This is a genomic window from Amycolatopsis sp. NPDC043885 (assembly GCF_056435685.1).
In genome coordinates this window covers 75,425-99,882 of sequence record NZ_JBWKEA010000018.1, presented here as the reverse complement: position 1 = coordinate 99,882, position 24,458 = coordinate 75,425, and the positions used below count along the sequence as shown (strand labels likewise).

General features: G+C 68.2%; 25 protein-coding genes and 1 pseudogene. 5 read left to right on the top strand and 21 right to left on the bottom strand.

What is annotated here, in order from left to right:
• Positions 1-24: 24 nt before the first annotated feature.
• Complete coding sequence (locus tag AC069I_RS35655; RefSeq protein ID WP_478224520.1) at positions 25-429, top strand: DUF302 domain-containing protein; 405 nt, start codon at positions 25-27, stop codon at positions 427-429.
• 46 nt (positions 430-475) lie between these two features.
• Here AC069I_RS35655 and AC069I_RS35650 read toward each other — a convergent pair whose 3' ends face one another.
• The 8 genes from AC069I_RS35650 to AC069I_RS35615 form a co-directional block, all read right to left on the bottom strand.
• Entirely contained in the window at positions 476-733 is a 258-nt protein-coding gene (locus tag AC069I_RS35650) for an acyl carrier protein (protein WP_478224519.1), read from the bottom strand.
• The gene (locus tag AC069I_RS35645) at positions 730-2,019 is read right to left on the bottom strand and encodes a 2-oxo acid dehydrogenase subunit E2 (protein WP_478267393.1); all 1,290 of its coding nucleotides are present in this window, start codon (positions 2,017-2,019) and stop codon (positions 730-732) included. Before AC069I_RS35645 ends, AC069I_RS35650 begins: the two co-directional genes overlap by 4 nt.
• A gap of 16 nt (positions 2,020-2,035) precedes the next feature.
• Positions 2,036-3,010 carry an alpha-ketoacid dehydrogenase subunit beta gene (locus AC069I_RS35640; RefSeq protein WP_478267357.1) on the bottom strand — a complete coding sequence of 325 codons (975 nt, stop codon included), beginning with the start codon at positions 3,008-3,010 and terminating at the stop codon, positions 2,036-2,038.
• Positions 3,007-3,996, bottom strand: a complete 990-nt coding sequence (gene pdhA / locus AC069I_RS35635) for a pyruvate dehydrogenase (acetyl-transferring) E1 component subunit alpha (protein WP_478267356.1) — start codon at positions 3,994-3,996, stop codon at positions 3,007-3,009. Before pdhA ends, AC069I_RS35640 begins: the two co-directional genes overlap by 4 nt.
• Entirely contained in the window at positions 3,996-5,753 is a 1,758-nt protein-coding gene (gene acsA, locus AC069I_RS35630) for an acetate--CoA ligase (RefSeq protein WP_478267355.1), read from the bottom strand. The genes pdhA and acsA overlap by 1 nt, the downstream gene beginning before the upstream one ends.
• A 171-nt stretch (positions 5,754-5,924) precedes the next feature.
• Complete coding sequence (locus AC069I_RS35625) at positions 5,925-7,136, bottom strand: hypothetical protein (RefSeq protein ID WP_478267354.1); 1,212 nt, start codon at positions 7,134-7,136, stop codon at positions 5,925-5,927.
• A gap of 249 nt (positions 7,137-7,385) precedes the next feature.
• Complete coding sequence (locus tag AC069I_RS35620; protein ID WP_478224514.1) at positions 7,386-7,652, bottom strand: hypothetical protein; 267 nt, start codon at positions 7,650-7,652, stop codon at positions 7,386-7,388.
• A 41-nt stretch (positions 7,653-7,693) separates the two neighbouring features.
• Positions 7,694-7,891 (bottom strand): hypothetical protein, encoded by a 198-nt coding sequence (locus AC069I_RS35615; protein ID WP_340681402.1) that lies wholly within the window; start codon positions 7,889-7,891, stop codon positions 7,694-7,696.
• 17 nt (positions 7,892-7,908) lie between these two features.
• On the opposite strand from AC069I_RS35615, the gene AC069I_RS35610 reads away from it, so the two are divergent.
• Positions 7,909-8,625, top strand: a complete 717-nt coding sequence (locus AC069I_RS35610) for a hypothetical protein (protein ID WP_478267353.1) — start codon at positions 7,909-7,911, stop codon at positions 8,623-8,625.
• Between the two features lie 1,461 nt (positions 8,626-10,086).
• On the opposite strand, the gene AC069I_RS35605 is transcribed toward AC069I_RS35610, so the two are convergent.
• Genes AC069I_RS35605 through hypF form a run of 10 tightly spaced genes read right to left on the bottom strand, consistent with a single transcriptional unit; the run spans position 10,087 to position 19,521 of the window.
• Positions 10,087-10,521 (bottom strand): hydrogenase maturation protease, encoded by a 435-nt coding sequence (locus tag AC069I_RS35605; RefSeq protein ID WP_478267352.1) that lies wholly within the window; start codon positions 10,519-10,521, stop codon positions 10,087-10,089.
• Entirely contained in the window at positions 10,518-11,813 is a 1,296-nt protein-coding gene (locus AC069I_RS35600) for a Ni/Fe hydrogenase subunit alpha (protein WP_478267351.1), read from the bottom strand. Before AC069I_RS35600 ends, AC069I_RS35605 begins: the two co-directional genes overlap by 4 nt.
• Positions 11,810-12,547 (bottom strand): NADH-quinone oxidoreductase subunit B family protein, encoded by a 738-nt coding sequence (locus AC069I_RS35595; RefSeq protein WP_478224510.1) that lies wholly within the window; start codon positions 12,545-12,547, stop codon positions 11,810-11,812. Before AC069I_RS35595 ends, AC069I_RS35600 begins: the two co-directional genes overlap by 4 nt.
• Positions 12,547-13,362, bottom strand: coding sequence for an FAD/NAD(P)-binding protein (locus AC069I_RS35590; RefSeq protein WP_478267350.1), 816 nt, complete (start codon positions 13,360-13,362; stop codon positions 12,547-12,549). The genes AC069I_RS35595 and AC069I_RS35590 overlap by 1 nt, the downstream gene beginning before the upstream one ends.
• Positions 13,359-13,811: a cyclic nucleotide-binding domain-containing protein gene (locus tag AC069I_RS35585; protein WP_478267349.1), complete on the bottom strand. Its 453-nt coding sequence runs from the start codon at positions 13,809-13,811 to the stop codon at positions 13,359-13,361. The genes AC069I_RS35590 and AC069I_RS35585 overlap by 4 nt, the downstream gene beginning before the upstream one ends.
• Positions 13,808-14,866 carry a 4Fe-4S dicluster domain-containing protein gene (locus AC069I_RS35580; protein WP_478267348.1) on the bottom strand — a complete coding sequence of 353 codons (1,059 nt, stop codon included), beginning with the start codon at positions 14,864-14,866 and terminating at the stop codon, positions 13,808-13,810. Before AC069I_RS35580 ends, AC069I_RS35585 begins: the two co-directional genes overlap by 4 nt.
• Before the next feature lie 12 nt (positions 14,867-14,878).
• Positions 14,879-15,934, bottom strand: a complete 1,056-nt coding sequence (gene hypE, locus AC069I_RS35575; protein WP_478224506.1) for a hydrogenase expression/formation protein HypE — start codon at positions 15,932-15,934, stop codon at positions 14,879-14,881.
• Positions 15,931-17,028 carry a hydrogenase formation protein HypD gene (gene hypD, locus AC069I_RS35570; RefSeq protein ID WP_478233334.1) on the bottom strand — a complete coding sequence of 366 codons (1,098 nt, stop codon included), beginning with the start codon at positions 17,026-17,028 and terminating at the stop codon, positions 15,931-15,933. The genes hypE and hypD overlap by 4 nt, the downstream gene beginning before the upstream one ends.
• Positions 17,025-17,270: a HypC/HybG/HupF family hydrogenase formation chaperone gene (locus tag AC069I_RS35565; RefSeq protein WP_478267347.1), complete on the bottom strand. Its 246-nt coding sequence runs from the start codon at positions 17,268-17,270 to the stop codon at positions 17,025-17,027. The genes hypD and AC069I_RS35565 overlap by 4 nt, the downstream gene beginning before the upstream one ends.
• A 4-nt stretch (positions 17,271-17,274) precedes the next feature.
• Positions 17,275-19,521: a carbamoyltransferase HypF gene (hypF, locus tag AC069I_RS35560; RefSeq protein WP_478267346.1), complete on the bottom strand. Its 2,247-nt coding sequence runs from the start codon at positions 19,519-19,521 to the stop codon at positions 17,275-17,277.
• Positions 19,522-19,708: 187 nt separating this feature from the next.
• Between hypF and AC069I_RS35555 the strand changes: the two are divergent.
• From AC069I_RS35555 to AC069I_RS35545, 3 genes and pseudogenes are all read left to right on the top strand, one after another.
• Positions 19,709-20,062: pseudogene (locus AC069I_RS35555) on the top strand (ATP-binding cassette domain-containing protein); the annotation flags it as partial.
• 186 nt (positions 20,063-20,248) lie between these two features.
• Positions 20,249-20,845 (top strand): Rv1733c family protein, encoded by a 597-nt coding sequence (locus AC069I_RS35550; RefSeq protein WP_478224502.1) that lies wholly within the window; start codon positions 20,249-20,251, stop codon positions 20,843-20,845.
• Positions 20,842-21,672 carry a universal stress protein gene (locus AC069I_RS35545; protein WP_478224501.1) on the top strand — a complete coding sequence of 277 codons (831 nt, stop codon included), beginning with the start codon at positions 20,842-20,844 and terminating at the stop codon, positions 21,670-21,672. The genes AC069I_RS35550 and AC069I_RS35545 overlap by 4 nt, the downstream gene beginning before the upstream one ends.
• Here the strand turns inward: AC069I_RS35545 and AC069I_RS35540 are convergent.
• Genes AC069I_RS35540 through AC069I_RS35530 form a run of 3 tightly spaced genes read right to left on the bottom strand, consistent with a single transcriptional unit; the run spans position 21,635 to position 24,245 of the window.
• Positions 21,635-22,570, bottom strand: a complete 936-nt coding sequence (locus AC069I_RS35540; RefSeq protein ID WP_478224500.1) for a galactose-1-phosphate uridylyltransferase — start codon at positions 22,568-22,570, stop codon at positions 21,635-21,637. The two genes, AC069I_RS35545 and AC069I_RS35540, sit on opposite strands and share 38 nt — an antisense overlap.
• Positions 22,570-23,994 carry a glycosyltransferase gene (locus AC069I_RS35535; RefSeq protein ID WP_478224499.1) on the bottom strand — a complete coding sequence of 475 codons (1,425 nt, stop codon included), beginning with the start codon at positions 23,992-23,994 and terminating at the stop codon, positions 22,570-22,572. Before AC069I_RS35535 ends, AC069I_RS35540 begins: the two co-directional genes overlap by 1 nt.
• Before the next feature lie 2 nt (positions 23,995-23,996).
• On the bottom strand, positions 23,997-24,245 hold the full coding sequence (locus AC069I_RS35530; protein ID WP_478267345.1) for a PLDc N-terminal domain-containing protein: 249 nt from the start codon (positions 24,243-24,245) through the stop codon (positions 23,997-23,999).
• Positions 24,246-24,458: the final 213 nt, after the last annotated feature.

The window sequence follows — 24,458 nt, the reverse complement described above, 5'->3', positions numbered from 1 at the left end:
ACCGCCCATCCATCGAGAAAGGAAATGATCACCGTGAAATACGACCTGAGCCTCACCCTGGACCTGCCCTACGAGAAAGCCGTCGCCGAAGTGCGAGCGGCGCTGAAAGATCAGGGATTCGGCGTACTGACCGAGATCGACGTCCAAGCCACGATGCGCGACAAGCTTGACGCCGACATGGAACCGTACGTGATCCTCGGCGCCTGCAACCCGCCGCTGGCACATCGTGCGCTGGAGGTCGACCGCATGATCGGGCTGTTGCTGCCCTGCAACGTCGTGGTCCGCGCCGACGGTGACGAACGCAGCCTGGTCCAGGCACTCGACCCGCGCGTCATGATCGAAGTGCCGGAACGCGAAGAACTCCGCCCGGTCGCCGAGGAAGCGGGCAAGCGCATCCGGGCGGCTCTGGACGCCCTCGCGGCGTCCTGACGGAAGACTCGCGGTTCACGTCACCGGTCGCCTGACCGCGGTGCTCTCAGCGTGCCCGCGCGAGGAGGAACTCGGTCGTGGAGTCCATCGTGGCCAGCTTGCCGTAGTCACTCTCCTCGATCCGCCTGCCGAGAGTGCCGGAAAGCCGCTCCACGAAGGTCAGGAAGTCGAGCGAGTCGAGTTCGAGTGCTTCACGAAGGCTTTCGCCGGGGTCGAGGGATTCGAGATCGGCCTCGGTGGCGAATCCTCGGAGCGCGGAACGGATCGCCGCGTGTGCCCGGTCTTGGGTGAGTGGCTGGGTCATAGCTCCTCCGGTTTCTGCAGCAAGGCTGTGACGGTCTTGAGGAAGCGGGCGCCGGTGGCGCCGTCGGTCGCGCGGTGGTCACCGGCGAGTGTCGCGGTGACGAGCGGCCGGATGCCGATGAGGTCGCCCACCGCGCAGGGCCGCGGGGTGATCGCGCCGAAGCCGACGAGCGCCACCTGCGGAGGGTGGATGACGCCGTGTACCGCTTCGACCCCGTTGTCGCCGAGATCGGTCACCGTGAGGGTGGCGGTCGTCAACTCCCGGCCGCGCAGGGAGCCGGACCGGGTCCTGGACACGAGATCGCGGAGCCGTCGCATCGTCTCCGGCAGGGAAAGCCGGTCGGCGTCGGCGAGCGCGGGGGCGATGAGCCCGCCACCCCGAAGCGCCACGGCGACACCAAGGTGCACTTCGGCCGACGGAAGGAAAGCGCCGTCCTTCCAGTGACCGTTGAGTTCGGGAACCTTGACGGCGGCGAGCGCGGTGGCCTTGAGCAGCAGGGCCGCCGGAACGATCCGTTCGGTGACCGGTACTGCGAAGTTGTATTCACGCAGCCAGTCGGTCGCGGCCTTCAGATCGATCGTCGCGGAGAGGTAGTAGTGCGGGATCTCGCGTTTGGAGCGGGCCATCAGGGCGGCGATCGTCTGCCGTAGTGCCACCGGATCGGCGGTGTGCCGCGGTGGTTCGGCCGACGGCGTCGTGGACGCCGGTGTGCTGACGGGAAGGTCGCGCGCACGCAGGACGCCGTCGGCGGAGCCGGGTTCGAGTGAACTCAGGTCGACACCACGTTCCCTGGCGAGCCGCCGGGCGTAAGGCGATATCTTGAGCCGCCTGCCGCCGATCTCGATCGCGCGGCGGTCCGGGCGGGCACGTTCGACGTCGGCGTGCGTGATGCGGCCGTCACGGCCGGTTCCCCGCACCGTCTCCAGATCGACACCGACCTGTGCGGCGAAGGATCGCGCCGGTGGGCTCGCCAGCTCGATCGTGGACCTTCGCGGCTGCTCCGGTATCGCGGGAACAGGCCGTTCGGGCACCGGGGCGGTCGGCGGTTCCGGTTCGATCCCGGCTTCGGCGGAGCCGATCCGGGCCAGAGGGGTGCCGACCGCCACCGAGGTACCGGGTGGAACCAGGATCTCTTCCACCGTGCCGGAGGTGAAGCACTCCACCTCGATCGCGGCCTTGGCGGTGTCGACCACCGCGACGATGTCGCCACGGTGCACCTTTGCTCCCGGGGCCACCAGCCATTCGAGGATGGTTCCGGAATCCATGTCCGCACCGAGAGAAGGCATCAGGAAGTCGGCCATCTCAGCCCACCGCTCGCTTCGCCGCCGCCACGATGTCCACGGGCCGGGGGAGGGCCGCCTCCTCTAGCTGTTCGGCATAGGGGATCGGTACTTCGGCCGTGCAGACCCGCTCGATCGGCGCGTCCAGCTCGTAGAGCGCCTTCTCGGCGACCCGGGCGGCGATCTCCGCGGAGAGACTGCCGCTGCGCCAGCCTTCGTCGACGATCACCAGCCGATGGGTCCGAGTGACCGAGGCGAGGATGGCTGCTTCGTCGAGCGGGCGGAGGACGCGAAGGTCGATGACTTCGGCGTCGATTCCCTGCGCGGCGAGATCGTCCGCGGCGGCCAGCGCGGTGCGCAAGGTGCCTCCGTACGCGGTGATCGTCAGGTCTTTGCCGCTGCGCCGGATCGCCGCGCGCTCGATGTCCACCGCGCCCGCGTCGTCGGCCAGTTCCTCCGAGACGTTGTACAGAGAGCCGTGTTCGAACAGCAGGACCGGATCTGGGTCGCGCAGTGCGGTGAGCAGCATTCCCCGCGCGTCCTCCAGTGTCGAGGGTGTGATCACCTTGAGGCCGGGGATGTGCGCGTACCAGCCTTCGAGGCTGTGCGAATGCTGGGCCGCGAGCTGCCGCCCGGCGCCGGTCGTCATCCGGATCACGAGCGGCACGTTGAGCGCGCCACCGGACATGTGCAGCAGGGTGGCGGCGTTGTTCATGATCTGGTCCAGGGCGAGCAGGCTGAAGTTGACCGTCATGATCTCGACGATCGGCCGCAGGCCGCCGAGCGCCGCCCCGATCCCGGCGCCGACGAAGGCCGACTCGGACAACGGCGTGTCACGGATCCGGTCGGGGCCGAATTCCTCCAGCAGCCCGAGGCTCACCCCGAAGCAACCGCCGTACCGGCCGACGTCCTCGCCCATCATGAAGACCCGATCGTCTTCTTCGAGTGCCTCGCGGAGTCCCTGACGCAGAGCCTCGCGGTACGTCGTCTTCGTCATGATCGCTCCGAGTAAACGAATCGAGTCAGGTCTTCCACGGGCTCGAGCGGGCCGGCTTCGGCGGCCGCGATCGCGTCCCGGATCTCCTTGTCCACTTCGGACTCGATCGTCGCGATCTCCCGGTCGCCAAGTTCGCCTTCGTCCCGCATGAGCGTGTTCATCCGCTCGATCGGGTCGCGTCGTTTCCATTCCTGGACCTCGGATTTGTCCCGATACCGTTCCGGGTCGTACATCGAATGGGCCCGGAAGCGATAGGTGCGCAGTTCGAGGAAGCAGGGCCCGGAACCGGCTCGGATGCTTTGCAGCGCGCGCTCGGCCGCCTCGGTGACCGCGACCGCGTCCATCCCGTCGACCGCCCAGGAGGACAGGCCGTAGGACGCCGCCCTGGTGGCGAGATCGGTCTCCGCCTGCGCGCGTTCGATCGCCGTGCCCATCGCGTACAGGTTGTTCTCACAGCAGAACAGCACCGGAAGCCGCCAGAGTGCGGCCAGGTTGAGACATTCGTGGAACTCGCCTTCCGCCACGGCGCCGTCGCCGAACAGGCACACGGTGACCTGCGGCCTGCCGCGCATCCGGTCGGCGAGCGCGAGTCCCACGGCCACCGGCAACCCGCCGGCGACGATCGCGTTGCCGCCGTAGAACCGGTGCCCGGCGTCGAACAGGTGCATCGATCCACCCCGCCCACGGCTGCATCCGTTGGTGCGCCCGTACATCTCGGCCAGCACCGCCTCCATCGGGATACCTCTCGCCAGTGCGTGACCGTGTTCCCGGTAGGTGGACACGACCGGGTCATCGGGGCCGGCGGCGTGCATGATGCCGGCGGCGACAGCCTCCTCGCCGATACAGAGATGCATGAATCCGCGGATCGCGGCCGCGCTGTACAGCTCGACGCACCGTTCTTCGAACATCCGGATCCGGATCATCTGACGGAGCAGCTCGTGCCGTTGTTTCGCCCGTGGCGTCCGTACCGCCCGCGGCCCGTTCATCACACACCTTCCAAAGTGGACACGTCACCCTCCGGGAGACCGAGTTCGCGTGCCTTGATCAGGCGGCGCATGACCTTGCCGCTCCGGGTATGCGGAAGTCGCTGGTCGAAGACGATCGCCTTGGGCGCCACGGCACCGAGTGCCTTGTGGCCGAACGCGAGCAGTTCGAGGCGGAGGTCCTCGGTGGGTTCATGGCCCGGTTTGAGGGAGACGTAGGCCTTGACCAGCTCGCCCGCCACCGGATCGGGTGTTCCGATCACCCCGGCTTCGGCCACCGCGGGGTGGGCCAGCAGCGCGCTCTCCACCTCGAAGGGGCCGACGAGGTGCCCGGCCGATTTGATGACGTCGTCGGCCCGGCCCACGAACCAGTAGTAGCCGTCCGCGTCCCGGCGGGCGACATCACCGGTGAGATACCAGCCGTCCGCGAACGCCTTGCCGTAACGGGCGGGATCGCCCCAGTACGAGCGGAACATCGACGGCCACCCAGGGCGGAGAGCGAGCTCCCCGTCGACTCCCGGCTCTGTGATCTCGCGGACGTGCCCGCCGGTCACTTCCGCCCGCCCGTCGTCCCCACGTTCGAGCAGGCCCGCGTCGATCCCCGGCAACGGCCTGCCCATCGACCCCGGCCGGATCTCCTCGCTCGCGAAATTGGCGATCATGATCGCGCCGGTCTCGGTCTGCCACCAGTTGTCATGTACCGGCAGGTTCAGCGCTTCCTGGCCCCACACCACGACTTCCGGATTGAGTGGCTCCCCGACGCTCGCGATGAACCGCAACGCGGAAAGATCGAAGCCGTCGGCGAGCGCGCCGCCTTCGCGCATCAGCATCCGCAGCGCGGTCGGAGCGGTGTACCAGTTGGTGACGTGCTGCGAGGCGAGAACGTGATACCAGCGGCGTGCGTCGAATTCGCCTTCGTCGCTGATGATCGTGGCACCGAGGGTCAACGGAGCGATGACGCCGTAGGACATGCCGGTGACCCATCCCGGGTCGGCGGTGCACCAGAAGATGTCGTCGTCGCGAAGATCGAGCGCGTATCGCGCGGTGACGTGGTGAGCGAGGACGGCCGCGTGCACGTGCAAGGCACCCTTCGGGGTACCGGTGGTACCGCTCGTGAAATGCAGCAGGGCCGGATCTTCCGGCGCCGTGGCGCCGATCTCGTAGGTGGCACTCTGCGCCGCCATGGCCGGTTCGAGTGCGGTGGTGTCCGGTTCGGCGTCCCTTCCGGTGAGCAGCACGTGGCGCAGGGACGGGAGTTCGGCGCGCAACCGCCGGATCTTCCGGCGGTACAGCGCCGGCGAGGTCACCAGCACGGCACCCTCGCCCAGTCGCAGCCGCTGCCGGACGGGTTCTGGACCGAAAGCGGAGAACAGCGGCGACAGGACGCAACCCGCTTTGAGCGCTCCCAAGGTCGCGACGTAGAGGTCCGGGACACGGCCGAGGAGCGTGAAGACCCGTTCGCCCCGGCGCACACCGAGTCCGGCCAGGAGATTGGCGAACCGGTTCGTGCGTTCGGCGAGTTCGGCGTAGGTGAGGTCGTGGACTCTGTCGTCTCGATCCAGCCAGCGCAGGGCCGTCTTTCCGGCCATCGGCCCGGTGGCGTGCCGGTCGACCGCTTCGTACGCGATGTTCAGCCCCAGCCCGTCCGGAAGTCCGGAAAGGAGGGTTCCGGCGTCCTGCCACGAGAATTCCGCGCAGGTGCGCTCGTATCCGTCGAGGTTCGCCGCAGCGGTCGTTTTCGTGATGGGTGCCCATTTCATGACGGCCTCCGGAGGGGTTCATCGCGTCGTCCCGCAAGCGCTCCAAGCCACCTCGGGCAAGCTTCGACTTTCGTTGAGCGTCGCCGAGAAGCGAGCCCGCGACGAGGGTCGTAGGTCCCTCTCAGCCGGCCTTTTCGGCCTCGGCGCCGCCCACGGCAGGTGAGCTTTGCCTTATCCCTCAATGGTCCCGGGTGCGCGCCAGATCGCGGCGTGCCATTCACCGTTCGCGGTGTAGCCGTTGCCGATCACGGTGCCTCGATCGTTGATCGCGATGGCCTCGCTCGGCAGACTGCTACCCGGCAGGGTGCCGAGGTCGGTGATCCGGCCGGCGGCGTCCCATCTGACGGCATGGCCGCGGCCGTCGGCAAGGTGCGCGCTTCCTGCCACGGTGCCCCATCGGTTGATCGCCACGGCGCTGCTCGATCCGCCGAAAGCGGTCAGTTCCCTGACGGTCCCGGCCCGGTCCCATCGGATGGCACGGGTCTGTTGATCGGCGCGGTCGGCGCTTCCGACGACGGTGCCCGCGTCATTGATGCCGCTCACCCGGCTGCGCACGCCACCCGGCGGAGGAAGCAGCTCGGTGACGTGGCCACGACTGTCCCACCGGCGAGCGTATGGACCGGAATCCGAGTGGTAGGCATTCCCGGCACTGACCCCGTTTTCGTTGACACACAAAGGAGTTCCGGTCGTGTCTCCGGGTGAAAGCGCCAGCGCGATGGTGCCGTTTCGGCTCCAGCGCACCGGACGGGTGTTCGCCGGGTCCGTATAGGAGGCGCCGACCACGACACCTTTGTCGTTGACGGCCGCCGAGTTGGCCTGAGAGTCGCCTGGGAGCGGGCCGAGATCCGTGATCCGACCGCTCCGGTCCCACATCACCGCGCGGTAGCGCCGGTCGGCGAGCCGGACACCCCCGATGACGGCGCCCTGGTCGTTGATCCCGCCCGCCCAGCTGCTGATCCCGCCCGGGAGCGTTCCGAGATCGGCCATCCGTCCGCCGGGTTCCCAGCGCACGGCGTGGCTGTCGTCGAGGTCCGCGGTATAGGAGAAACCGACGACCGTGCCGCGTTCGTTGATCGCGTTCGCCACGCTGCGGGTGGTACCGGGCAGGACGCCGAGGTCACTGATCCGGCCGCGGGAATCCCAGCGCACGGCCCGCGACGTCGCCAACACCGCGCTGTGGGAAGTCCCCGCGACCTCTCCACGGTCGTTCAAAGCCACCGTTTCGCTGTAGACGTGTCCTGGCAGGGTGCCCAGATCGACCGCGCGGGGCGCGTGGCCCAGGGTGACGGCACTCGCCTCGGCCGTCGCCATGCCCAAGACGATCAGCAGGCACAAGCCTGTCGTAGTCCATTTCCAGGACGGGCGGCGGTTCATTCCGGACATCGGAGCGTCCTTCCTCTCGAAGACTTGCTTTGGTCAGGAACCTGACTCGGCCCTTGTTGAGGAGAGTTCGAACGTGTCGTCTTCGCAGGCGATGGTCGTGAGTGGCGGTTCGGGTTAGCGCCAAGGGTGTCTTGGGTACCCACCGTGGCGCGCGGGTGGCGGCTTCGCGTGTCGTCCATTCAATGCCGATTCGGGTTCGAGCCCGAATCGCCACTCACGACCACCCGCACCGATCCAGCCACGTTTGCCTTACTCTCGATATCCGATGACGTCCGGCGCGGAATCTTCGTCGAGAAGGTCGCTCGGCTCGGGTTCGAGGATGTCGCCGGCACGGTGGCGGGTGGTCAGATCGTCGACCTCACAGGTCACGCCGTCGAGCTCCTGCCACCGCTCGACCACGGCCGCCGCCTCCTCGTCCGACTCGCAGAGCTCGCGGTGCAGAAGCCTGCCGTCCTGATGGACGCGGACCTCGATGGTGAGGCCGTCTCGGAAGTCGTGATGCCAGATCTCAGTCATACCCCCACGATGAAGTAGCCGGACCACGGTGAGCCAGTGACCTATGACCCCGAGTCGAGGGCCGTTGGGACGCCCGAGCCTTCAGGGGCGTCCGGTGTCTCCGAGAGACGCGCGTGCAGCCGTTCGCGGACCTCGTCCGGGGTGTAGGCGCGCCGCCGCCGCTCCTCGCGCACGATCACCGCTCCGGTGGCGGCGACGCCGGCCAGTCCGGCCAGACCCACTACCTTCCACCAGCGCATCTACCTAGACTACCGCTGTGCCGGGAAAAGAGCTCGATCTCGACGAGGCCGTCGCCGTCGCACGCACGGGCGATCTGTGGCTCTTCCGAGGCCGGGCCGCGGCCGATCGCACCATCCGGATGGTGACGAACAGCCCGGTCAACCACGTCGGCATGGCGGTGGTGATCGAAGACCTTCCGCCGCTGTTGTGGCACGCGGAGCTGGGGCGTTCGTTACCGGATGTCTGGACGGGGGCTCGCCAGCGCGGCGCCCAACTGCACGACCTCCGCCAAGCCGTGCTCGTGTGGACCGAGCAGTACCACCAGCAGGTCTGGCTGCGCCAGCTCGATCCTCCTGTCGGCGACAAGGAGGAAGATGCCGCTCTGCGCACCATCGCCAAGCTGGACGGTACGCCGTTCCCGTCGACGGCCCGCCTCGCCGCCCGCTGGCTGGGCGGCCGGCTTCCGTTCAAGAAGCGCGACACCGGAGACGCCGCGCTGGAGACCGCTTACTGCGCTGAGATAGTCGCGATCACTTATGACGCGATGGGCCTGCTGCCTCACGGGCACCGGCCGAGTTGGTACGACGCCGGGCGGTTCTGGAGTGGCGACAGGCTCAGGCTGGCCGAGGGCGCCGAATTGTGCGGCGAGATCGCCGTACGCACCCCTGCTGCCTCCGTCTCATCGGGTCCTCTGATTCCCGGCCGCGGTCACCTGCCCGGCACGGCGAGGCGGATGACCGGCCGCGGAAGATGATCGAGAAGGCCCAACGGTCGCGGATCAGGTTCGCGCTGACGTTCGCCGTGCGCGTCAGCCGGAAGGCGAGGCGGTGAGCACGAAATCTCTATCCGTCCTGTGCCGGCATCGGCCTGAGTGGCGCTCGGAGATCACTCGGGAACAGCGCCATCGTGATGCCCGTCTGGTGGCGAAAGACGGCGAGGTCCCCTATCCGCGGCGGGCCGGTCAGGCGAGCTTTGGTGGTGGCCGGTCTCCCTATAGCGGGGTAAGTCAAAGGTGGCGTGCCGGAGTTGGCGGCAGGAGCGGACTCGCCGAAGAGACACCTTCCCGACTGTCCATAAGGGACAGTTTCTGTGGGTGTCAGTGTCCGAGTTGTGCGGTTTGTGCGGTTTAGCGAGGGGGTCGTGAGTGGCGATTCGGGTTCTATAGAGAGGTAAGGCAAACGTGGCGTGCCGGAGTTGGCGGTAGGAGCGGGACTCGCCGAAGAGACACCTACCTGCCTGTCCCAGAAGAGACATTTTCCGAGGTGCCAGTGCCCGAGTTAAGCGATTCGTGCGGTTTGACGAGGGGTCGTGAGTGGCAAAGAGGGTTATGGGGGGGGGTGAGACAACTGTGTCGGGTGCGGTGGGCGGTCCGCTCATGGCCGCCTTCGACACACGCCCCGGGCCATGTCGACGACGTAGCGAAGGCCTCCTTCCCTACCCTCAGGGTAGGCAAGGAGGCCTTCACCGCCACCTGGGTCGATCACTTCAGCTGACAGCGCGAAAGTAGCTTCGCAACACGCCACAGTTGCCTTACCCCTCAATAACCGTCTTTGCCGCTCACGACCCCGGCGGGAAGCGGACATCATGACATCAATCGGGCGCGCAATCGGCGTGAAGCGTCCCGGGTGGACACGTCACGCCGGAGTCGGCCGGCAAGTCAGTCCGGAACCCTGTTGTCCAGGGCGGCGATCTCATCACGAAGTCGGCGAAGTAGGCGAAGACGGCCCGCATGACGGGGACTCGATCACGCCACCTTTGCCTTTCCCCTCAATAGAACCCTACTTGCAACTCACGACCCCCTCGCCGAACCGGGGCATATGGCCTTGAAGCAGGCATTTCGTCGCTGGAAAGCATCCCTTGTGGACGCTGAAGAGCGCGGCTGACTCCTGTCGGCCCATTCGGAACCACGCCGCGAAGGCCGCCTCTCTGCCTTGACCCAGCGAAGGGTTCCTTCGCCGCAGAGGCTCGGTCACGCCACCTTGACTTACCCCTCAACAGAACCCTCTTCATCACTCACGACCCCGTAGGCAAGGAGGCCTTCACCACCGGATACCGCGACCAAGACGGTCGGTGCTGGTACAGGCGATCGGGATTCTGGCGAGTCCTCTCTTGGGCACCTGCCGCGTTCTTCCTGTGGCCGGGAGGTTCAGTGAGGTACATGAAGGTCCCCGCGGCAGATACCTGGAACCCTCTTGCCCCGAACCCGAATCGCCACTCACGACGTCTGCCGGATCTCCGCGAGGACCGCGTTCACGACGTCCGGGACGGCCGCCGCGACGGCCGGGCTCAGGCCGAGGCCGAAACCCACGTCGGTCACCTCCACCGCGAAGATCACCAAATGCCAGGGGAGGCGGCCCAGTGCCTCCGCGAGTTCGACGGCCTCGGGGATTCCGAAGCCGTGTGAACTCGCGACGGGGCCGTGGAGGGGCAGGGTGGTCCGGTGCCAGCGGCCGTCCACACCGGGCGAGCATCGGACCGCGTCGACGAGGATGACGAGGCTCGCGTCCTCCCAGGTTTCCATGAGCCGCACGGTGTCCCCGTCACTGATCTCCGCGGGAACACCGCGCCGGGCGACTTCGCGAGCCACAGCCGGACCTACGCCGTCGTCACGCCGGAATTCGTTGCCGACTCCGATGACGACCGAGTTCACCGGTGTTCCCTGGTGAGATCGAGGAAATGCGCCGAGCAGGAGATGCAGGGGTCGTAGTTGCGGATCGCGCGTTCACAAAGCGAGACCAGTGCATGGTCGTCGAGTCCGGCGTGGCGACCGGCCAGCCTCGCCACGTCGTGCTCGATGGCGGGCTGGTTCTGGGCGGTCGGTGGCACGATGTCCGCGCTCAGGATCCGCCCGCCCGCGTCGATTTCGTAGCTGTGGTACAGCAGGCCGCGTGGAGCTTCGGTGATCCCGTGGCCGACCGCCGCACGAGGGGACACTTCGACGAACGGCCGATCCGGCCGCTCGTAGGTTTCGATGATCCGCAAGGCCTCCTCGACGGCGTAGACGACCTCGACGGCGCGGACCACGATGCTGCGGAACGGGTTGCGGCATGAGGTTTCCAAGCCCGCGTCGGCCGCGACGCTCACGGCGAGCGGGGACAGCCGGTCGGAGTTGAGCGTGTACCGCGCGAGCGGCCCGGTCAGGAACATCCGCCCGTCCAGCCGGGCGTGCAGTGCCGTCGAATGCGGGACCTGGTGTTCCGCCACATGCTCTCCGAACTCGCTGGAGGTGAATCGGAGGCCCGTGCTGACCACCGGTTCGCCCCGATCGAGTGGATAGCCATCGGTGTCCCGCAAGGCGAGCAGGTCATGGGGTACGTCGAGGTCGGGAAAGTCGAATCCGGATACCCAGCGCACCGTCTCCAGGGCGTCGTCCAAGGCGTGTCGCAGCGTATCCGTCAGTGCACGCAACTCGGGGAACTCAGGGACCCGGTAGAAGCCGCCGACCCGGACGTTGACCGGATGGATCGCGCGTCCCCCGATCGTCTCCATGATCAGGTTTCCCGCCTTTTTGAGCGCGAGACCCCGTTCCACTGTCTCCCGGTGGGCGGCGGCCATCGCGATGCCATCCGGGAAGCCGAGGAAGTCCGGCGCGTGCAGCAGATAGATGTGCAGAGTGTGGCTGGAGATCCACTCACCGCAGTACAGCAACCGCCGCAGCGCGCGCAGTCGGTGGCCGACGTCGGCGCCGCAGGCGTCTTCGATGGCCCGGCAAGCACTCAACTGATAGGCCACCGGGCAGATTCCGCACACCCGGGCGGTGATGTCCGGTGGCTCGCGGAAGTCCCGGCCCCGGAGGAAGGCCTCGAAGAATCTCGGCGGTTCGTAAATGGCGAGTTCGACGCTCTCGACCTGGTCGCCTTTCGTCCGCACGTGAAGGGAGCCTTCGCCCTCCACCCGTGCGAGTCCCGCTACCTGCAGGATGCGATTCGCGCGATGGGTCATGACCACTCCGCCGCCGTGTTGAAGGTACTGAACACCAGGTGAAGCTCGTCGTCGCCCATTCCACTCCGGCGCAGCAACGGGACCAGCGCGGGCACGTTCGGCTGTTTCATCGGGCCGAAACAGCCGTAGCAGCCGCGGTTCACCGCCGGGCACAGGGCGCCGCAACCCGCGTGCGTCACCGGTCCGAGACAGGGAGTCCCGTGCGCGACCATCACGCAGGTCAGGCCTCGGCGTTTGCATTCGGTGCACACACTGGTGTCCGGCAGATCCGGCGCGCGCCCGGCAGCCAACGCGGTGAGAAGCTCCAGCAGTTGACCTTTGTCGATCGGGCAACCGCGGAGTTCGTAATCCACCTTGACGTGTTCCGCGATCGCCGTCGATGTCGCCAGGGTCTCGATGTAGTCCGGACGCGCGTATACCACGGAGCGGAACTCGTCGACGTCGGCGAAGTTGCGCAAGGCCTGGATCCCGCCGGCGGTGGCGCACGCACCGATCACGACCAGCACCGCGGACTGTTCGCGGATGCGCTGAATCCTCTCGGCTTCGGCGGCGGTGGTCACCGACCCTTCGACGAGGGAGATGTCGTAGGGACCCGGTTCGGAGACACTGGTCATTTCGGCGAAATGCGCGAACTTCACCTTTTCGGTCAAGGGCAGCAGTTCGTCCTCGCAGTCGAGCAGTGTCAGCTGGCAGCCGTCACACGAGGTGAACTTCCAGACCGCGATGGAGAGCATCACAACTCCTTCACCGGGAAGAGGGGTTCCGCCACCGGGTAGCCGACGACGGGCCCGTCCCGGCAGACGAGAAGCGGGCCGAGCTGGCAGTGCCCGCACAGGCCGTTGCCGCATTGCATGTTCCGTTCCAGGGAAACTTCGATCCGCTCGGCGGGCACGCCACGGCCGAGCAGAGCTCTGGCGCAGAAGCGCATCATCGGTTCCGGCCCGCACAGGAGCGCGGTGGTGTGCGCGGGATCGATCGGATGCGTGGCGAGCGGTTCGGTGACGAAGCCGACGTGCCCGGTCCAGCCGTCCTCGCCGCGGTCGACGGTGAGTACGACTTCGGGACCATCCGTATCGGACAGACGACGGAGCTCTTCCCGGTACAGAAGGTCAGCGGGTGTCCGTGCGCCGGCGATGAGGATGACGCGGCGGGAAGATCGACATGTCAAGGCCTGCCGGAGCACGGGTCGCAGCGGTGCGAGCCCGATCCCGCCTGCTACGAGGAGAAGGTCCTCGTCGTCGTCGAGCCGCCATGCCGTGCCGAACGGGCCGCGCACACCCAGGACCGTGCCGGGCTCGGCATCGTGCAGTGCCCGGCTCACCGGGCCGACGGCGCGGATGGTGTGCACCAGCGTCCCGTCGCCGGGAATCGCGCTGACGGAGATCGGTATCTCCCCGATGCCATGGGCGTAGAGCATGGCGAACTGACCGGGACGGAACTCCGGCAGCCGGTCGCCGGCCGGGGTGAGTGTCAGTGTCGCCGAGTCGCTGGTCTCGGCGGTCCGGCCGGCCACCCGATAGGGCAGGGGGAGCCACGGGTCGGAGTTCACGCCGGGTTCCGGTACAGATCGAGGAGGCGGAGCCGGCTGGCCTGCAACCTGTTCACCAAGGTCTCGAGGAGAATCCGGGTGAGCCGGTAGCCCAGCGCCGGATCGGTCTCCATGAGTGCGCGCAGTTGCCCGGCGTCCAGTACCAACGCGCGGGTCGGGGCGACGGTCACCGCGCCGAAATGCCAGCGATACGGCGGGATCAGCCACGACCAGCCGAGCAGTTCTCCCGCACCCACGCTTTGCAGTGCCACGGGGCCGCGGTGGGGGACGTGGGTGTCCACGGCGACCTGGCCCGAGATGATCAGCCAGCACCGGTCGGCGTCGCCGCTCTCGTCGGACAGCCGCGTTCCGGGGGTGTAGTCCTCGATCCGGCCGAGGGCGGTGACCGCCCGGCGTTGTGCTTCGGACAGGCGGGCGAGCAAAGGTGTCCCGGAGTGCGGGGCGGTCATCGTGACGCACCTTCCGCGAGTGCTGCCGCTTCCTCGGTGATGTCGATTCCCGCCGGGCACCAGGCGATGCAGCGACCGCAGCCGACGCAGCCGGAGGTACCGAACTGGTCATGCCAGGTACCGAGTTTGTGGCTCATCCAGTGCCGGTATCGAGCGGCTCCCGAGGTTCGCACCGCCCCTCCGTGCAACTGTGAGAAGTCGATCTCGAAACAGGACGCCCAGCGTTGCGCACGTGTCGCACCGCCGTCGAGTTCAGTTGTGTCCTCTATGGACACACAAAAGCATGTCGGGCACACCATGGTGCAGTTGCCGCAGGTGAGGCAGCGTCCGGCGACCTCCTCCCACCGGGGGTGTTCGCGGCTGCCGGCGAGGAGGTCACGGAGATCGGTTTCCGGCATGGTCCTGCCCATCCGCCGGGCCGCCTCCGCGACGTCCGTGTCCGCCAGCGCGACATCATGTTCGTGCGCCGGACGTCGTGGCAGACGGGTGAGGACATCGGCACCCGCCGCGGTTCCGGCGACGGCGAGGAACCGGTGGCCTTCGCGATCGATCCGTTCCGTGAGCGCGAGGTCGTACCCCGCGTCGGCCGATGGCCCGCAGCCCATCGAAGCGCAGAAGCAGACAGCACCCGGTTCGGTGCACTGCGCGGCGACCACGAACGGCATCGGCCCGCCGACGATCTGGCGTAGCTTGCCGATCGCGGCCAGGTCGCAGGGCCGGACGCCGAAAAAGGCGTACTCGACGGGCTCTTCACGGACCGGTCGGAACCCGGCGGGCCCACTGGTGAGCAGGGCACGGTGGGGCGGATGCAGGAACCGCTTCCACGACTGCGGCCCGGCGGAATGGCCGAACACCGCCGAGTCGGCACGCCGGTGCACCCGGTAATGACCGGGACCGGTCTCCACACCCCACCCGGAGGGGAGATCGGCCGCGGAGTCCAGTTCCGCCAGTGTGATCGCCTCGTCGCGGAGCACCGGGCCGATCACCTTCCGGCCGCTCGCGATCAGCGCGCCGATCAGCGCGTCGAGCCCGGCGAGATCCAGGACGGCGTCCATCGGGTTCACCTCTCAGCAGATCCTCGGAAGTTGTTCACCGATCAGGACATCGACGATCCGGGTCGCGCCGATCAGGGTGCGCGCGCTGACCCGGCCAGCCGGGCCGTCCGTCACTTCGCCGATGACGGTCGCGTCCACCCCCTCCGGCAACGCACGCATGGCCCGGAGGACGTCCCGCGCGGATTCCGGTGCGACCAGCCCGACCAGACAGCCCTCGTTCGCGACGTGCATCGGGTCGAGTCCGAGCAGTTCGCACGCCGCGGCGACCGGCCGCGGTACCGGTACGTCGGCCTCGGTGATCTCGATGCCGGCGCCGGAGGCGGAAGCGAGTTCGTTCAGCGCGCTCGCGAGCCCACCCCGGGTGGGGTCCCGGAGGGTGTGCACCCCGGTGCCGCCCGCCGCCAGCATCGCGGCGACCAGCCGGTGCAGTGGACGGCTGTCCGACGCGATCTCCGCTTCGAAACCCAGCCCTTCGCGGGCACTCAGGATCGCGGTGCCGTGCAGGCCGATCGGGCCGGAGAGGACCACCACGTCACCCGGCCTGCCCCCGGCCGCGGACGGCCGTGCGCCTTCGGGCCGGAGGCCGATTCCGGTGGTCGTGACGTAGAGCCCGTCGGCCGCACCACGGCCGACCACCTTGGTGTCCCCGGTGGCGATCTCGACTCCGGCGGCGGCCGCGGCGGCCGCCGCCGAACGGGTGATCCGCCTCAGCTCGGCGATGGGAAGACCTTCTTCGATGATGTAGGCGAGGCTCAGCGCGACCGGTATGGCGCCGCGCATCGCGAGATCGTTGATCGTGCCGTGCACGGCGAGCGAACCGATGTCCCCACCGGGGAAGAAGCGCGGCGTCACGACGAATCCGTCGGTCGTGAACACGGTGTCGACGCCACCGACACCGACGACGGCGGCGTCCTCGAGCGGCTCGCCCGTGCCGAGTTCGGCGGTGATCACGTCGGTGAGCAGTTCGGTCATGAGCTGCCCGCCCGAGCCGTGGCCGAGCAGTACCCGCTCGGTTTCGGCGGACGGCATCGGGCAGACGGGACCGGCAAGGCCGGCGGGGCTGGTCATCGGAGCTCCAATCCGCGTCCGGCGTTGTGGAACGCCGCGCAGGTTCCTTCGCTCGACACCATCGGCGCGCCGAGCGGGGTCCGGGGCGTACATGCCGTTCCGTAGGCCTGGCAGTCGGTCGGCAGACGGGTGCCGCGCAGGATCTCACCCGCGATACAGGCGGGGGATTCACGGGTGACGATGTCCCCGGTGGCGAACCGCCGGTCCGCGTCGAAGTCGGCGAACGCGGGGTCGAGCGCGAGCCCGCCGGCGGGGATCTCGCCGATGCCGCGCCATTTCCGGTCGGTCACCCGGAACACCTGGGCGACGGCGTCACGAGCGGCGGTGTTGCCGGTCCGGCGCACGGCACGTACGTACTGGTTTTCCACCACCGCGCGGCCGGTTTCGAGCTGCCGCACCGCCATCAGGATGCCTTCCAGGAGATCGAGCGGTTCGAAGCCGGTCACCACGATCGGGACACCGTAGTGGTCGGCGATCGGCTCGTACTCGGTCCAGCCCATCACGGCGCAGACGTGCCCGGCGGCGAGGAAGGCCCGGACTTGGTTGTCCGGCGCCTCCAGCAGCGTCGTGATCGCGGGCGGCACGAGGACGTGGCTCACCAGGACACTGAAGTTGGTGACACCGGTCTTGGCCGCGTCCAGCACCGCCATCGCGTTGGCGGGAGCGGTCGTTTCGAATCCCACGGCGAGGAACACCACCTCGCGCTCCGGATTCTCCCGCGCGATCCGCACGGCGTCCAAAGGCGAGTAGACGACCCGGACGTCCGCACCGCGTGCCTTGAGCCCGACGAGGTCTCCGGAGGTACCGGGCACGCGGAGCATGTCGCCGTAGCTGGTGAAGATCACTTCCGGCCGGGCGGCGATGGCGAGCGCCTTGTCGATGATCTCGAGCGGTGTCACGCAGACCGGGCAGCCGGGACCATGGATCATTCGCATGCCCGCGGGGAGCAGTTCGTCGATCCCTTGCCGTACGATCGTATGCGTCTGGCCGCCGCAGACCTCCATCACCGTCCAAGGCCTGGTGGCGGTGGCGCGCAATTCACCGAGCAGCCTGCGCGCCAGCGCGGGATCCCGGTACTCGTCGAGATACTTCACGATCCCAGCTCCGTCTCGATCGCGTCCGGCATCGCGCGCAGCACTTCCAGCGTCCGTGCCGCTTCCTCTTCGTCCACGACACTGATCGCGAAACCGACGTGGACGATCACGTGATCACCGACCGCGGCTTCCGGTGTGCAGGCGAGGCAAACCGGTCTCCGCAGGCCGTCGAAGTCGACGATTCCGCCGCGAGGGAAGTCCTCCTCCACGCTCACGATCCGCCCGGGTGTACCGAGACACATCGATTTACCTCCCTGCCAGCAGCGCCGCCGCGATGGCCGCTTGCCCGTAGCTGATCCCGCCGTCGTTGACCGGGACCCTGTCTCCGGTGAACACCCGGAAACCCAAGTCGGCCAAGGAGTTCGTGACAGCGCCGGTGAGCCTGCGGTTCTGGAACACGCCACCACCGAGACACACCGTGTCCGTGCCGCTGACGGCGGCGGCCTTGGTCACCAGTGCGACGGTGACCTCGGTGATCGTCGCGTGGAACCGAGCCGAGAGCTCGTTCGCCGGCCGAGCCGAGCCGATGAGTTCACGCAGTGTCGGTACGGGGTCGTAGACCCACAGGCCGTCGCGGCGGTGCAGCTTCCATGCGAGTGGCCTCCGCACCGGCTCGCCCGCGGCGGCGGCTTCGAGCAGAACGGCCGCTTCTCCTTCATAGGTGTTCACCCCACAGAGCCCGAGCAGTGCCGCCGCAGCGTCGAACAGCCTTCCCGCGCTGGAGGTGACCGGGCAGTTCACGCCACGCTCGATCATCCGCCGGACCAGTTCGGTTTCCCGGTTCTCCGGTGGGGGCGGGAGGGAGCCGTCTCCGAAATCCTCGGCCCCGACCAGATAGCCCAACGCCATCCGGTCCGGACGTCGCACGGCCACCTCGCCACCGGGCAGCGGGGCGTGGCCGAACCGGGCGAACCGCCGGTAGCCGGTGTAGGACGCCAGCAGGATCTCGCCGCCCCACAAGGTCCCGTCATCGCCGAAACCCAGCCCGTCGTACGCGACCCCGATGAACGTCCCTCGAACTCCGTGTTCGGCGGCCGTCGCGGCGACGTGGGCGTGATGGTGCTGCACCGGAATGCGCCGATCGGCGGGCCAGTTCCCCGCGTGAACGGTCGACCGGTAGCGAGGATGCTTGTCGTGGGCGCAGAACTCCGGCATCACGTTCATCCACCGGCACAGTCCGCGGGCCGTGTCTTCGAAGACTTCGAAGGCGGGGACGGTGGAGAGGTCACCTATGTGCGGGCCCTGCACGGCGTGCTCACCGGTCGCCAGCGTGACCGTGTTCTTCAGCTGCGCCCCCAAGGCCAGCACTGTCTCTGGCGAGGCGACAGGTAGGGGCAAGGGTTCCGGCGCGTATCCGCGGGCGCGTCGCACGACGCGTCCCGCGCGGACCACGGAGTCGTCATAGCGGGAGAGGATCGGCCGGTCGTGCGTGAGGATGCCGTCGACCAACGATCCGAGTCCGGACCGGACCTGCTCATCGGAGATCACGATCGGTTCACCGGCGCGGTTCCCGCTGGTCATCACCAATGGGCGGCCGAGGTCACGCAGGAGAAGGTGATGCAGTGGGCTGTTCGGAAGGAACAGGCCGATCTCGGGAAGGCGTGGTGCCACCACACCGGACACCGCGATGTCGGGGCGTGCCGTGAGGAGCACGATAGGGCGGGCCGGCGATTCGAGCAGGCGAGCCGCTTCCTTGTCCACAAAGGACAGCAGGGCCGCTTCGCGAAGATCGCGCACCATTACCGCGAACGGCTTTCCCGGCCGTTCCTTGACGGTCCGCAGCCTGTCGACCGAGAGGTCGTTTCCCGCGTCACACACCAGCTGGTAGCCGCCGATTCCCTTGATCGCCACTACGCCGCCGTTCCCGATCGTCTCGATCGCCGCTGCGAGCGCCGCGGGCCCGGTGGTGTTCGCCCAGGACAGGGCCGGCCCGCAGTCCGGGCAGGCGATGGGTTCGGCGTGGAATCGGCGATCGCCGGGGTCGTGATACTCCGTGGTGCAGGCGCCGCACATCGGGAACCGGCTCATCGTCGTCCGGACCCGGTCGTACGGAAGCTCCTCGACGATCGTCGCCCGTGGGCCGCATGCCGAACAGTTGACGAACGGGTACCGGTAGCGCCGATCGGCCGGATCGAACAGTTCCGTCAGGCAGGCGGGACAGGTGGCCAGATCCGGAGAGATCGCGCGGGTTCCCACACCGGCAGCACTGTCTCCGACCGCGAAGCTGTTCTCGTACGGTCTGGCGGCCAGCGGGGTGACGGTGACGCGGTCGACCCTCGCAGGAGCCGGCGCACCTTCGAGCACGTCACGGTGGAACGCCGCGAGCACCTCCGGTCGCCCGGACGCGGTGATCACCACATGGCCGCCGACATTCCGCACTTCGCCGCCGATGCCCAGCGTCGTCGCGACGCGATGGACATGCGGGCGGAAGCCGACGCCTTGGACGGTGCCGTGCACTTCGATACGCTGCGTCACGTGTGCGCCGGTCGCCATGGCACCTCCACCGTCGGGTCCGATCCATGATCAGCGAGGCCGAGGTGGGGCGAGGAGGGCTGAACGTCCCGGGCGGAGCGGCCCAAGGACCTCTCTTGACGGATCGAGCAAGGCCGCGGCACCCGTCGGTGTGGTGATCGGTGTTGGCCCGGATGGATGGCCCGCGCCCCGATCGGCTCAGCCGATCGTGACCTCCGTCCGTCAGCCGGTCGGGTCGTTGTCCGGCGGTCAGCGTCAGGCGGTCGCGATCACCAAGGCCGTGCTGTGGCACTCGAAGCCGGTGATCATGGACGAGCCGACCGCGGCATGGGGAGTCCAGCAGACCGAGGTCGTCCTGCGGCTGATCCGGCGGCCGGCCGAGCGGGGCTTGGGCGTGGTCGTGGTGTCCCACAACTTGAACGACGTCTTCGAAGTGGCCGACCGTGTCGCGGTGCTGTACCTGGGCAGGATGGCGGGGGTTCACCGAACCCGCGAGCTGACCAAGGAAGCGGTCGTCGAACTGATGACCGCCGGCTTCTCGGATCGGCTCCGGACGCCTTGAGTCCACGCCGTCAGGTGACGAAGTACTGCACCTAAAAACGAAAGCCGACGGCCCGAGACGGCACCGACGCTCTCGTCGATGAGGCTGGAGGTCCCAGGGAGCCGGGACTGTCGCCCCTCGTGGTCCGAACGCGGTGAGAGAACGCTGAGAACCGCACATTTCGAGGGAAGACCCCGGAGGTCGACGATGAACATCCCATCACGTTTCCTGCGAGTCTGGCGGATCGTTCATCCCGGTCACGAGCCGTTGGCCAGGCCCGTGGACCGGCTGGAGGGACTGATCCTGGTGTTCGCGGTGCTCGTCGCGACGGCGGGGCTGCCTTTCGCCGCGGCCGCGGGTTCGGCGGTGTTCGCGGCCGGAAAAGACAGGTCGGCGGCGGAAACCGCCGTCCGGCACCGTGCCGAAGCGGTACTGATCGAGGACGGGGCGCCGGTCGTCATAGCGGTTCGGTCCGGGGGCACCGCGGACACCACGCCCGTGATGGCGCGCTGGATGCTTCCCGATGGTTCCTTCCGAGCCGGGAAGGTGCCCGCGACGCGAGGGATGACGGCGGGCGCCCGGGTACAGGTGTGGCTCGGCGAGGGTGGCGAGCCGGTCGAGGCACCGCTGACCCGATCGAACGCGGCCTTCCGCGGCTTCGGAGCCGGTTTGGGTCTGTGGGCGGCGGTTCTGATCCTCAGCTGGCTGGGGTACCGAGTCAGCCGGTTCTTCCTCGACCGGGCGCGCACCGATGGGTGGGAACGCGAATGGAAGACGGTGTCCCGGCGGTGGAGCCATTCATGAGCGAGCCGCGAAATTCGCCGGTCCTCGTCGGCGTCGACGGTTCGCCGGCCGGTGAGGCCGCGGCCCGCTGGGCTGCCCGCGAGGCGGCCTATCGGGCCGTACCCCTCGAGTTGCTCCACGTCTTCACCCCCTCCGTCGGCGATGGACCGACCCGCGAGGCTGGGATGAACTGCCTGATCCGGGCAGAAGCCATAGCGCGGCAAACCGTGCCCGGGCAGCCATCAGCGCGCGTGCTCCAGCCCGGCGACGCCGTGGAGAAGCTCATCGAGCGGTCGGGTTCGGTGGCGGTCATCGCGGTCGGGGCCTGGGGATTCGGCCGTGGCGCGAATCCCTTTCTCGGTGGGGTCGCCCGCGCAGTGGTGGCCCGGAGCAAGGCGCCGGTGGTCGTGGTGCGGGATCAGCCGCCCGACACCGGACCGGTGGTCGTCGGTGTGGACGATTCACCGGACGGAGCGGCCGCCCTGCGTTTCGCGTATGCGGCGGCCGCCGTCCGCGCTTGCCCGCTGGTCGCGGTCCGGGTGTGGTACGACCGTGAGGACGAAGCCGTCAGCGCCCGGATGCTGGCCGAAAGCGTCAAGAACCTGCGGTGGGCAAGGTCCGGCGCCATCGTCCGGCCGCGGCTGGTCCGCGAACGCCATCGCGCGGACGGGATACTGTCCGCGTCGGCCGGCCCGCGGCTGATCGTCGTCGGGTCGCGCCGGAGGCGAATGCGTGGCAGACCCATACTGGGGATCACCACACACGCGATTCTCGATCGGGCTCGGTGCCCGGTCGCGGTGGTCCCAGCCCTCAACCGATCCCGGCAGCCTTCGTCAAGCGTGCCCTGAGGCAGGCGGCGGCTCGCTCGGGTGTCGTCGTCACCACCGGTATCCCGGTGGCGGATTCCAGGCCGGCGGGCACGGTCCGCCTGGGCAGGACGTGGATCGACCAGGTCAGGAAGGGTGCCTGTTCCCAGCCGGTCGGTGCCGTGTCGACGACGACGTTGTACGCGAGATCGGCGATTTCCTCGCCAAGGGCGCCGAGAACGAGACGCAACGTGTGCGCGATTTCCCGTAGTTCGGACCTCGGCACCATGGCGAAGTCGGCACGGGCTTGCCTGGGGACCAAACGCAGTTCGTAGGCCGCGGTGGGCGCGAAAGGGGCGAAAACGACGGTGTTCTCCGCGCTGTGGACGATTCTTTCGGCCACGGCGAACTCCTCGGCGAGCTCGTCCGAGGCGAAGGGCCGTCCGAACCGCCGATGGTGTTCGCGGAACGCTTCGAGCCTGCGGCGGGTGCCGGGGGCGAGCACCGGGAGCCCGGCGAGCTGCGAATGCGGATGAGGCAGCGAGGTCCCCGCCGCCCTGCCGTGATTGCGAAAGATCACGACCTGGGCGGCGTAACCGCGAAGGGCGATGTGCCGTTGTTGCCAGGTGAAAAGCACGTCGGTCAGCTCCGCGTCGCTCCCGGTCACAGGATCCCAATCGTGACGAGGGGATTCGATGATCACCTCATGCCGATCGGACAGCGCGTAGCGGTTGGGGACGGCGCGGACGCGCCAGCCGACACCGTCGGCCGCCGGGAGGCGCCAGCGCTCCGGCGGGGTGTCCTCGCCTGGGCCGGGGCAGAACGGGCATCCATCCCTGTCACCGTGCGGCCGGGCGGCCCGGCCAGGCGCGAGGATCGTCCAATCGCCGGTGAGTCGTTGCTGACGCAGTTCTCCACCATGCCATCGCTGGGTCGTCATCACGGGACCCCTGCTTCGGTTCGAGCGAAGATCTCCTGACACCGGTGTGAGCAGAACCGGAAGGTCTGGCCGCCGAGGTTGGTCTCCAGCCCCGGTTCGGCGGTATAGGTGGCCATCCCGCACACCGGGTCCCGGTGGTCTCCTGTCGTGGTCAGCTCGGCGGCGCCGCGCCCGGCGGCCACGTCGTCCATGAGGGTCAGTTCGTCGAGGAGCAGACGTGGCAGCAGGAAGTGTTTCCGGACCCTTTCGTGGCCTGCCGCGCCGAGTGCCGCCGCCCTGGCCGGATCGGTGAGCAGGGCACTCAGCGCGTCGGCGCATTCGGTCACGGAGTCGACCAGTATTCCGCCCGAGTCATCGGCGACCTGCAACGGGATCCCTCCCGCCGCGCCCGCCACGATGGGTGTCCCTTTCCAGAGCGCTTCCGACACGACGAGCCCGAAGCCTTCACGGATCGACTTCTGCACCATGACGGTCGACATCCGCTGGAAGGCGTTGACCTCGATGTTGCCCACACCGGTGAGGTTGGTGAACACGTGAATGTCCGGATCTCCCTCGCTCTCGGCTGTGATGGCGCGATAGACCGCCCAGGCCTCCGGATCATCCAGTGCCATCGAGCCGACCAGTGCCAGCTGAACGTCCGGCACCGTCCGCCGGACGGTCCTGAAGGCCGCGATCACGCCGAGGGGGTCCTTCCACGGGTCGAAGCGGGACACCTGGGTGACGAGCGGGCGGTCTGGTTCGATCCCGATCCAGTTGAGGACCGCCCGCGTCGTGCGGTCGTCGAGCGACATGTTCTTCGGGCTCAGCGGGTCTATCGCGGGCGGGATGATGTTGACGCCCGTCCGGTCGAGGTCCGGCGGGGCGAACTGGGCCATGGTGAACACGGTCGCGTCGTACGGTGTGAGGAAGGGCCGGAGATAGGACCACGCGGCCGGGTCGGGGGCGGAGGTGTCGATGTGGCAGCGCCAGATCCACTTCGCCGATCCATGGTCCACAAAGGACAGAATTGCGGACGGCTGCGGATCGTGCACGAAAACGAAGTCGTAGCCGGGGAACTGAGGATCGGCGGCGAGCTCCGCGGCGTTGTCCGCCGCGGTCTGTTCGTAGAGCGCGCGATCGGCTTCGGTGATCGGCTCGTCATCCGCGCCCTGCAGCGCGTTGTGCAGCTTCTTGGTGACGGTGAAGAACGGAGGCCTGCCACTGATGATTTTCCAGGTGGCGTCGATTCCGAGATCGTTGTAGAGCGGGATCGTCGAGCGCAGCAGCTCGGAAACACCACCGCCGTACGGCGTCGCGCTCAAATGCAGCACCCGCGCGCCGCGGAGCCTGTTCGTGACCTCCGCGAGCGGTTCCATGATCTGGTCGGGCACCACGGTCCGGTACGCGGATATGGACAGTTCACCGACGTCGACCGTCTGAAGCATCGTCACACCCGCTCGGCGGGCCGGGCACCGGGGTCGAGTGGTCTTCTGCCGTAGGTGAGGTAGGCGATCGGCCCGATGAAGTTGATCGCGATGATGAGGGCCCATGCCTTCTTGGTACCCCGGATCTCGATGGCGGGCCGCATCGCCAGATCGGTCCACGCCACCGCGGCGAGGGTCAGCTGCACCCCGGTGAGGAAGCCCAGTACCGCGGACGGAGGCTTGTGGTGTTCGGTTTCCTCGTCGTGGTTCATCATCCGCTCCCGTCGGTCGTTCGCCGTCCGTCGAGCATCTCCGATCGGCGTCCCCGGCGGGAGGGACGGAGGTCCCGACGTCGGCTCTGTTCGGCCTCGGTGGAATCGGCCTGGCAGTGGTCCGCCTCGACCGCTGAATTCGTCGCTCTGGTGCCGAAGGTCCCGGTGAGCGGGGACGAACGGCGGGCGCGACCAGTCCCGTGTGCTGGAAGC

Excerpts from the sequence above, each read along its gene's own strand:
- AC069I_RS35655 (WP_478224520.1), top strand. The coding sequence starts at position 25 with ATGATCACCGTGAAATACGACCTGAGCCTCACCCTGGACCTGCCCTAC.
- AC069I_RS35650 (WP_478224519.1), bottom strand. The coding sequence starts at position 733 with ATGACCCAGCCACTCACCCAAGACCGGGCACACGCGGCGATCCGTTCC.
- AC069I_RS35645 (WP_478267393.1), bottom strand. The coding sequence starts at position 2,019 with ATGCCTTCTCTCGGTGCGGACATGGATTCCGGAACCATCCTCGAATGG.
- AC069I_RS35640 (WP_478267357.1), bottom strand. The coding sequence starts at position 3,010 with ATGACGAAGACGACGTACCGCGAGGCTCTGCGTCAGGGACTCCGCGAG.
- pdhA (WP_478267356.1), bottom strand. The coding sequence starts at position 3,996 with ATGAACGGGCCGCGGGCGGTACGGACGCCACGGGCGAAACAACGGCAC.
- acsA (WP_478267355.1), bottom strand. The coding sequence starts at position 5,753 with ATGAAATGGGCACCCATCACGAAAACGACCGCTGCGGCGAACCTCGAC.
- AC069I_RS35625 (WP_478267354.1), bottom strand. The coding sequence starts at position 7,136 with ATGTCCGGAATGAACCGCCGCCCGTCCTGGAAATGGACTACGACAGGC.
- AC069I_RS35620 (WP_478224514.1), bottom strand. The coding sequence starts at position 7,652 with ATGACTGAGATCTGGCATCACGACTTCCGAGACGGCCTCACCATCGAG.
- AC069I_RS35615 (WP_340681402.1), bottom strand. The coding sequence starts at position 7,891 with ATGCGCTGGTGGAAGGTAGTGGGTCTGGCCGGACTGGCCGGCGTCGCC.
- AC069I_RS35600 (WP_478267351.1), bottom strand. The coding sequence starts at position 11,813 with ATGACCCATCGCGCGAATCGCATCCTGCAGGTAGCGGGACTCGCACGG.
- AC069I_RS35595 (WP_478224510.1), bottom strand. The coding sequence starts at position 12,547 with ATGCTCTCCATCGCGGTCTGGAAGTTCACCTCGTGTGACGGCTGCCAG.
- AC069I_RS35585 (WP_478267349.1), bottom strand. The coding sequence starts at position 13,811 with ATGACCGCCCCGCACTCCGGGACACCTTTGCTCGCCCGCCTGTCCGAA.
- AC069I_RS35580 (WP_478267348.1), bottom strand. The coding sequence starts at position 14,866 with ATGGACGCCGTCCTGGATCTCGCCGGGCTCGACGCGCTGATCGGCGCG.
- hypE (WP_478224506.1), bottom strand. The coding sequence starts at position 15,934 with ATGACCAGCCCCGCCGGCCTTGCCGGTCCCGTCTGCCCGATGCCGTCC.
- AC069I_RS35565 (WP_478267347.1), bottom strand. The coding sequence starts at position 17,270 with ATGTGTCTCGGTACACCCGGGCGGATCGTGAGCGTGGAGGAGGACTTC.
- hypF (WP_478267346.1), bottom strand. The coding sequence starts at position 19,521 with ATGGCGACCGGCGCACACGTGACGCAGCGTATCGAAGTGCACGGCACC.
- AC069I_RS35550 (WP_478224502.1), top strand. The coding sequence starts at position 20,249 with ATGAACATCCCATCACGTTTCCTGCGAGTCTGGCGGATCGTTCATCCC.
- AC069I_RS35545 (WP_478224501.1), top strand. The coding sequence starts at position 20,842 with ATGAGCGAGCCGCGAAATTCGCCGGTCCTCGTCGGCGTCGACGGTTCG.
- AC069I_RS35540 (WP_478224500.1), bottom strand. The coding sequence starts at position 22,570 with ATGACGACCCAGCGATGGCATGGTGGAGAACTGCGTCAGCAACGACTC.
- AC069I_RS35535 (WP_478224499.1), bottom strand. The coding sequence starts at position 23,994 with ATGCTTCAGACGGTCGACGTCGGTGAACTGTCCATATCCGCGTACCGG.
- AC069I_RS35530 (WP_478267345.1), bottom strand. The coding sequence starts at position 24,245 with ATGAACCACGACGAGGAAACCGAACACCACAAGCCTCCGTCCGCGGTA.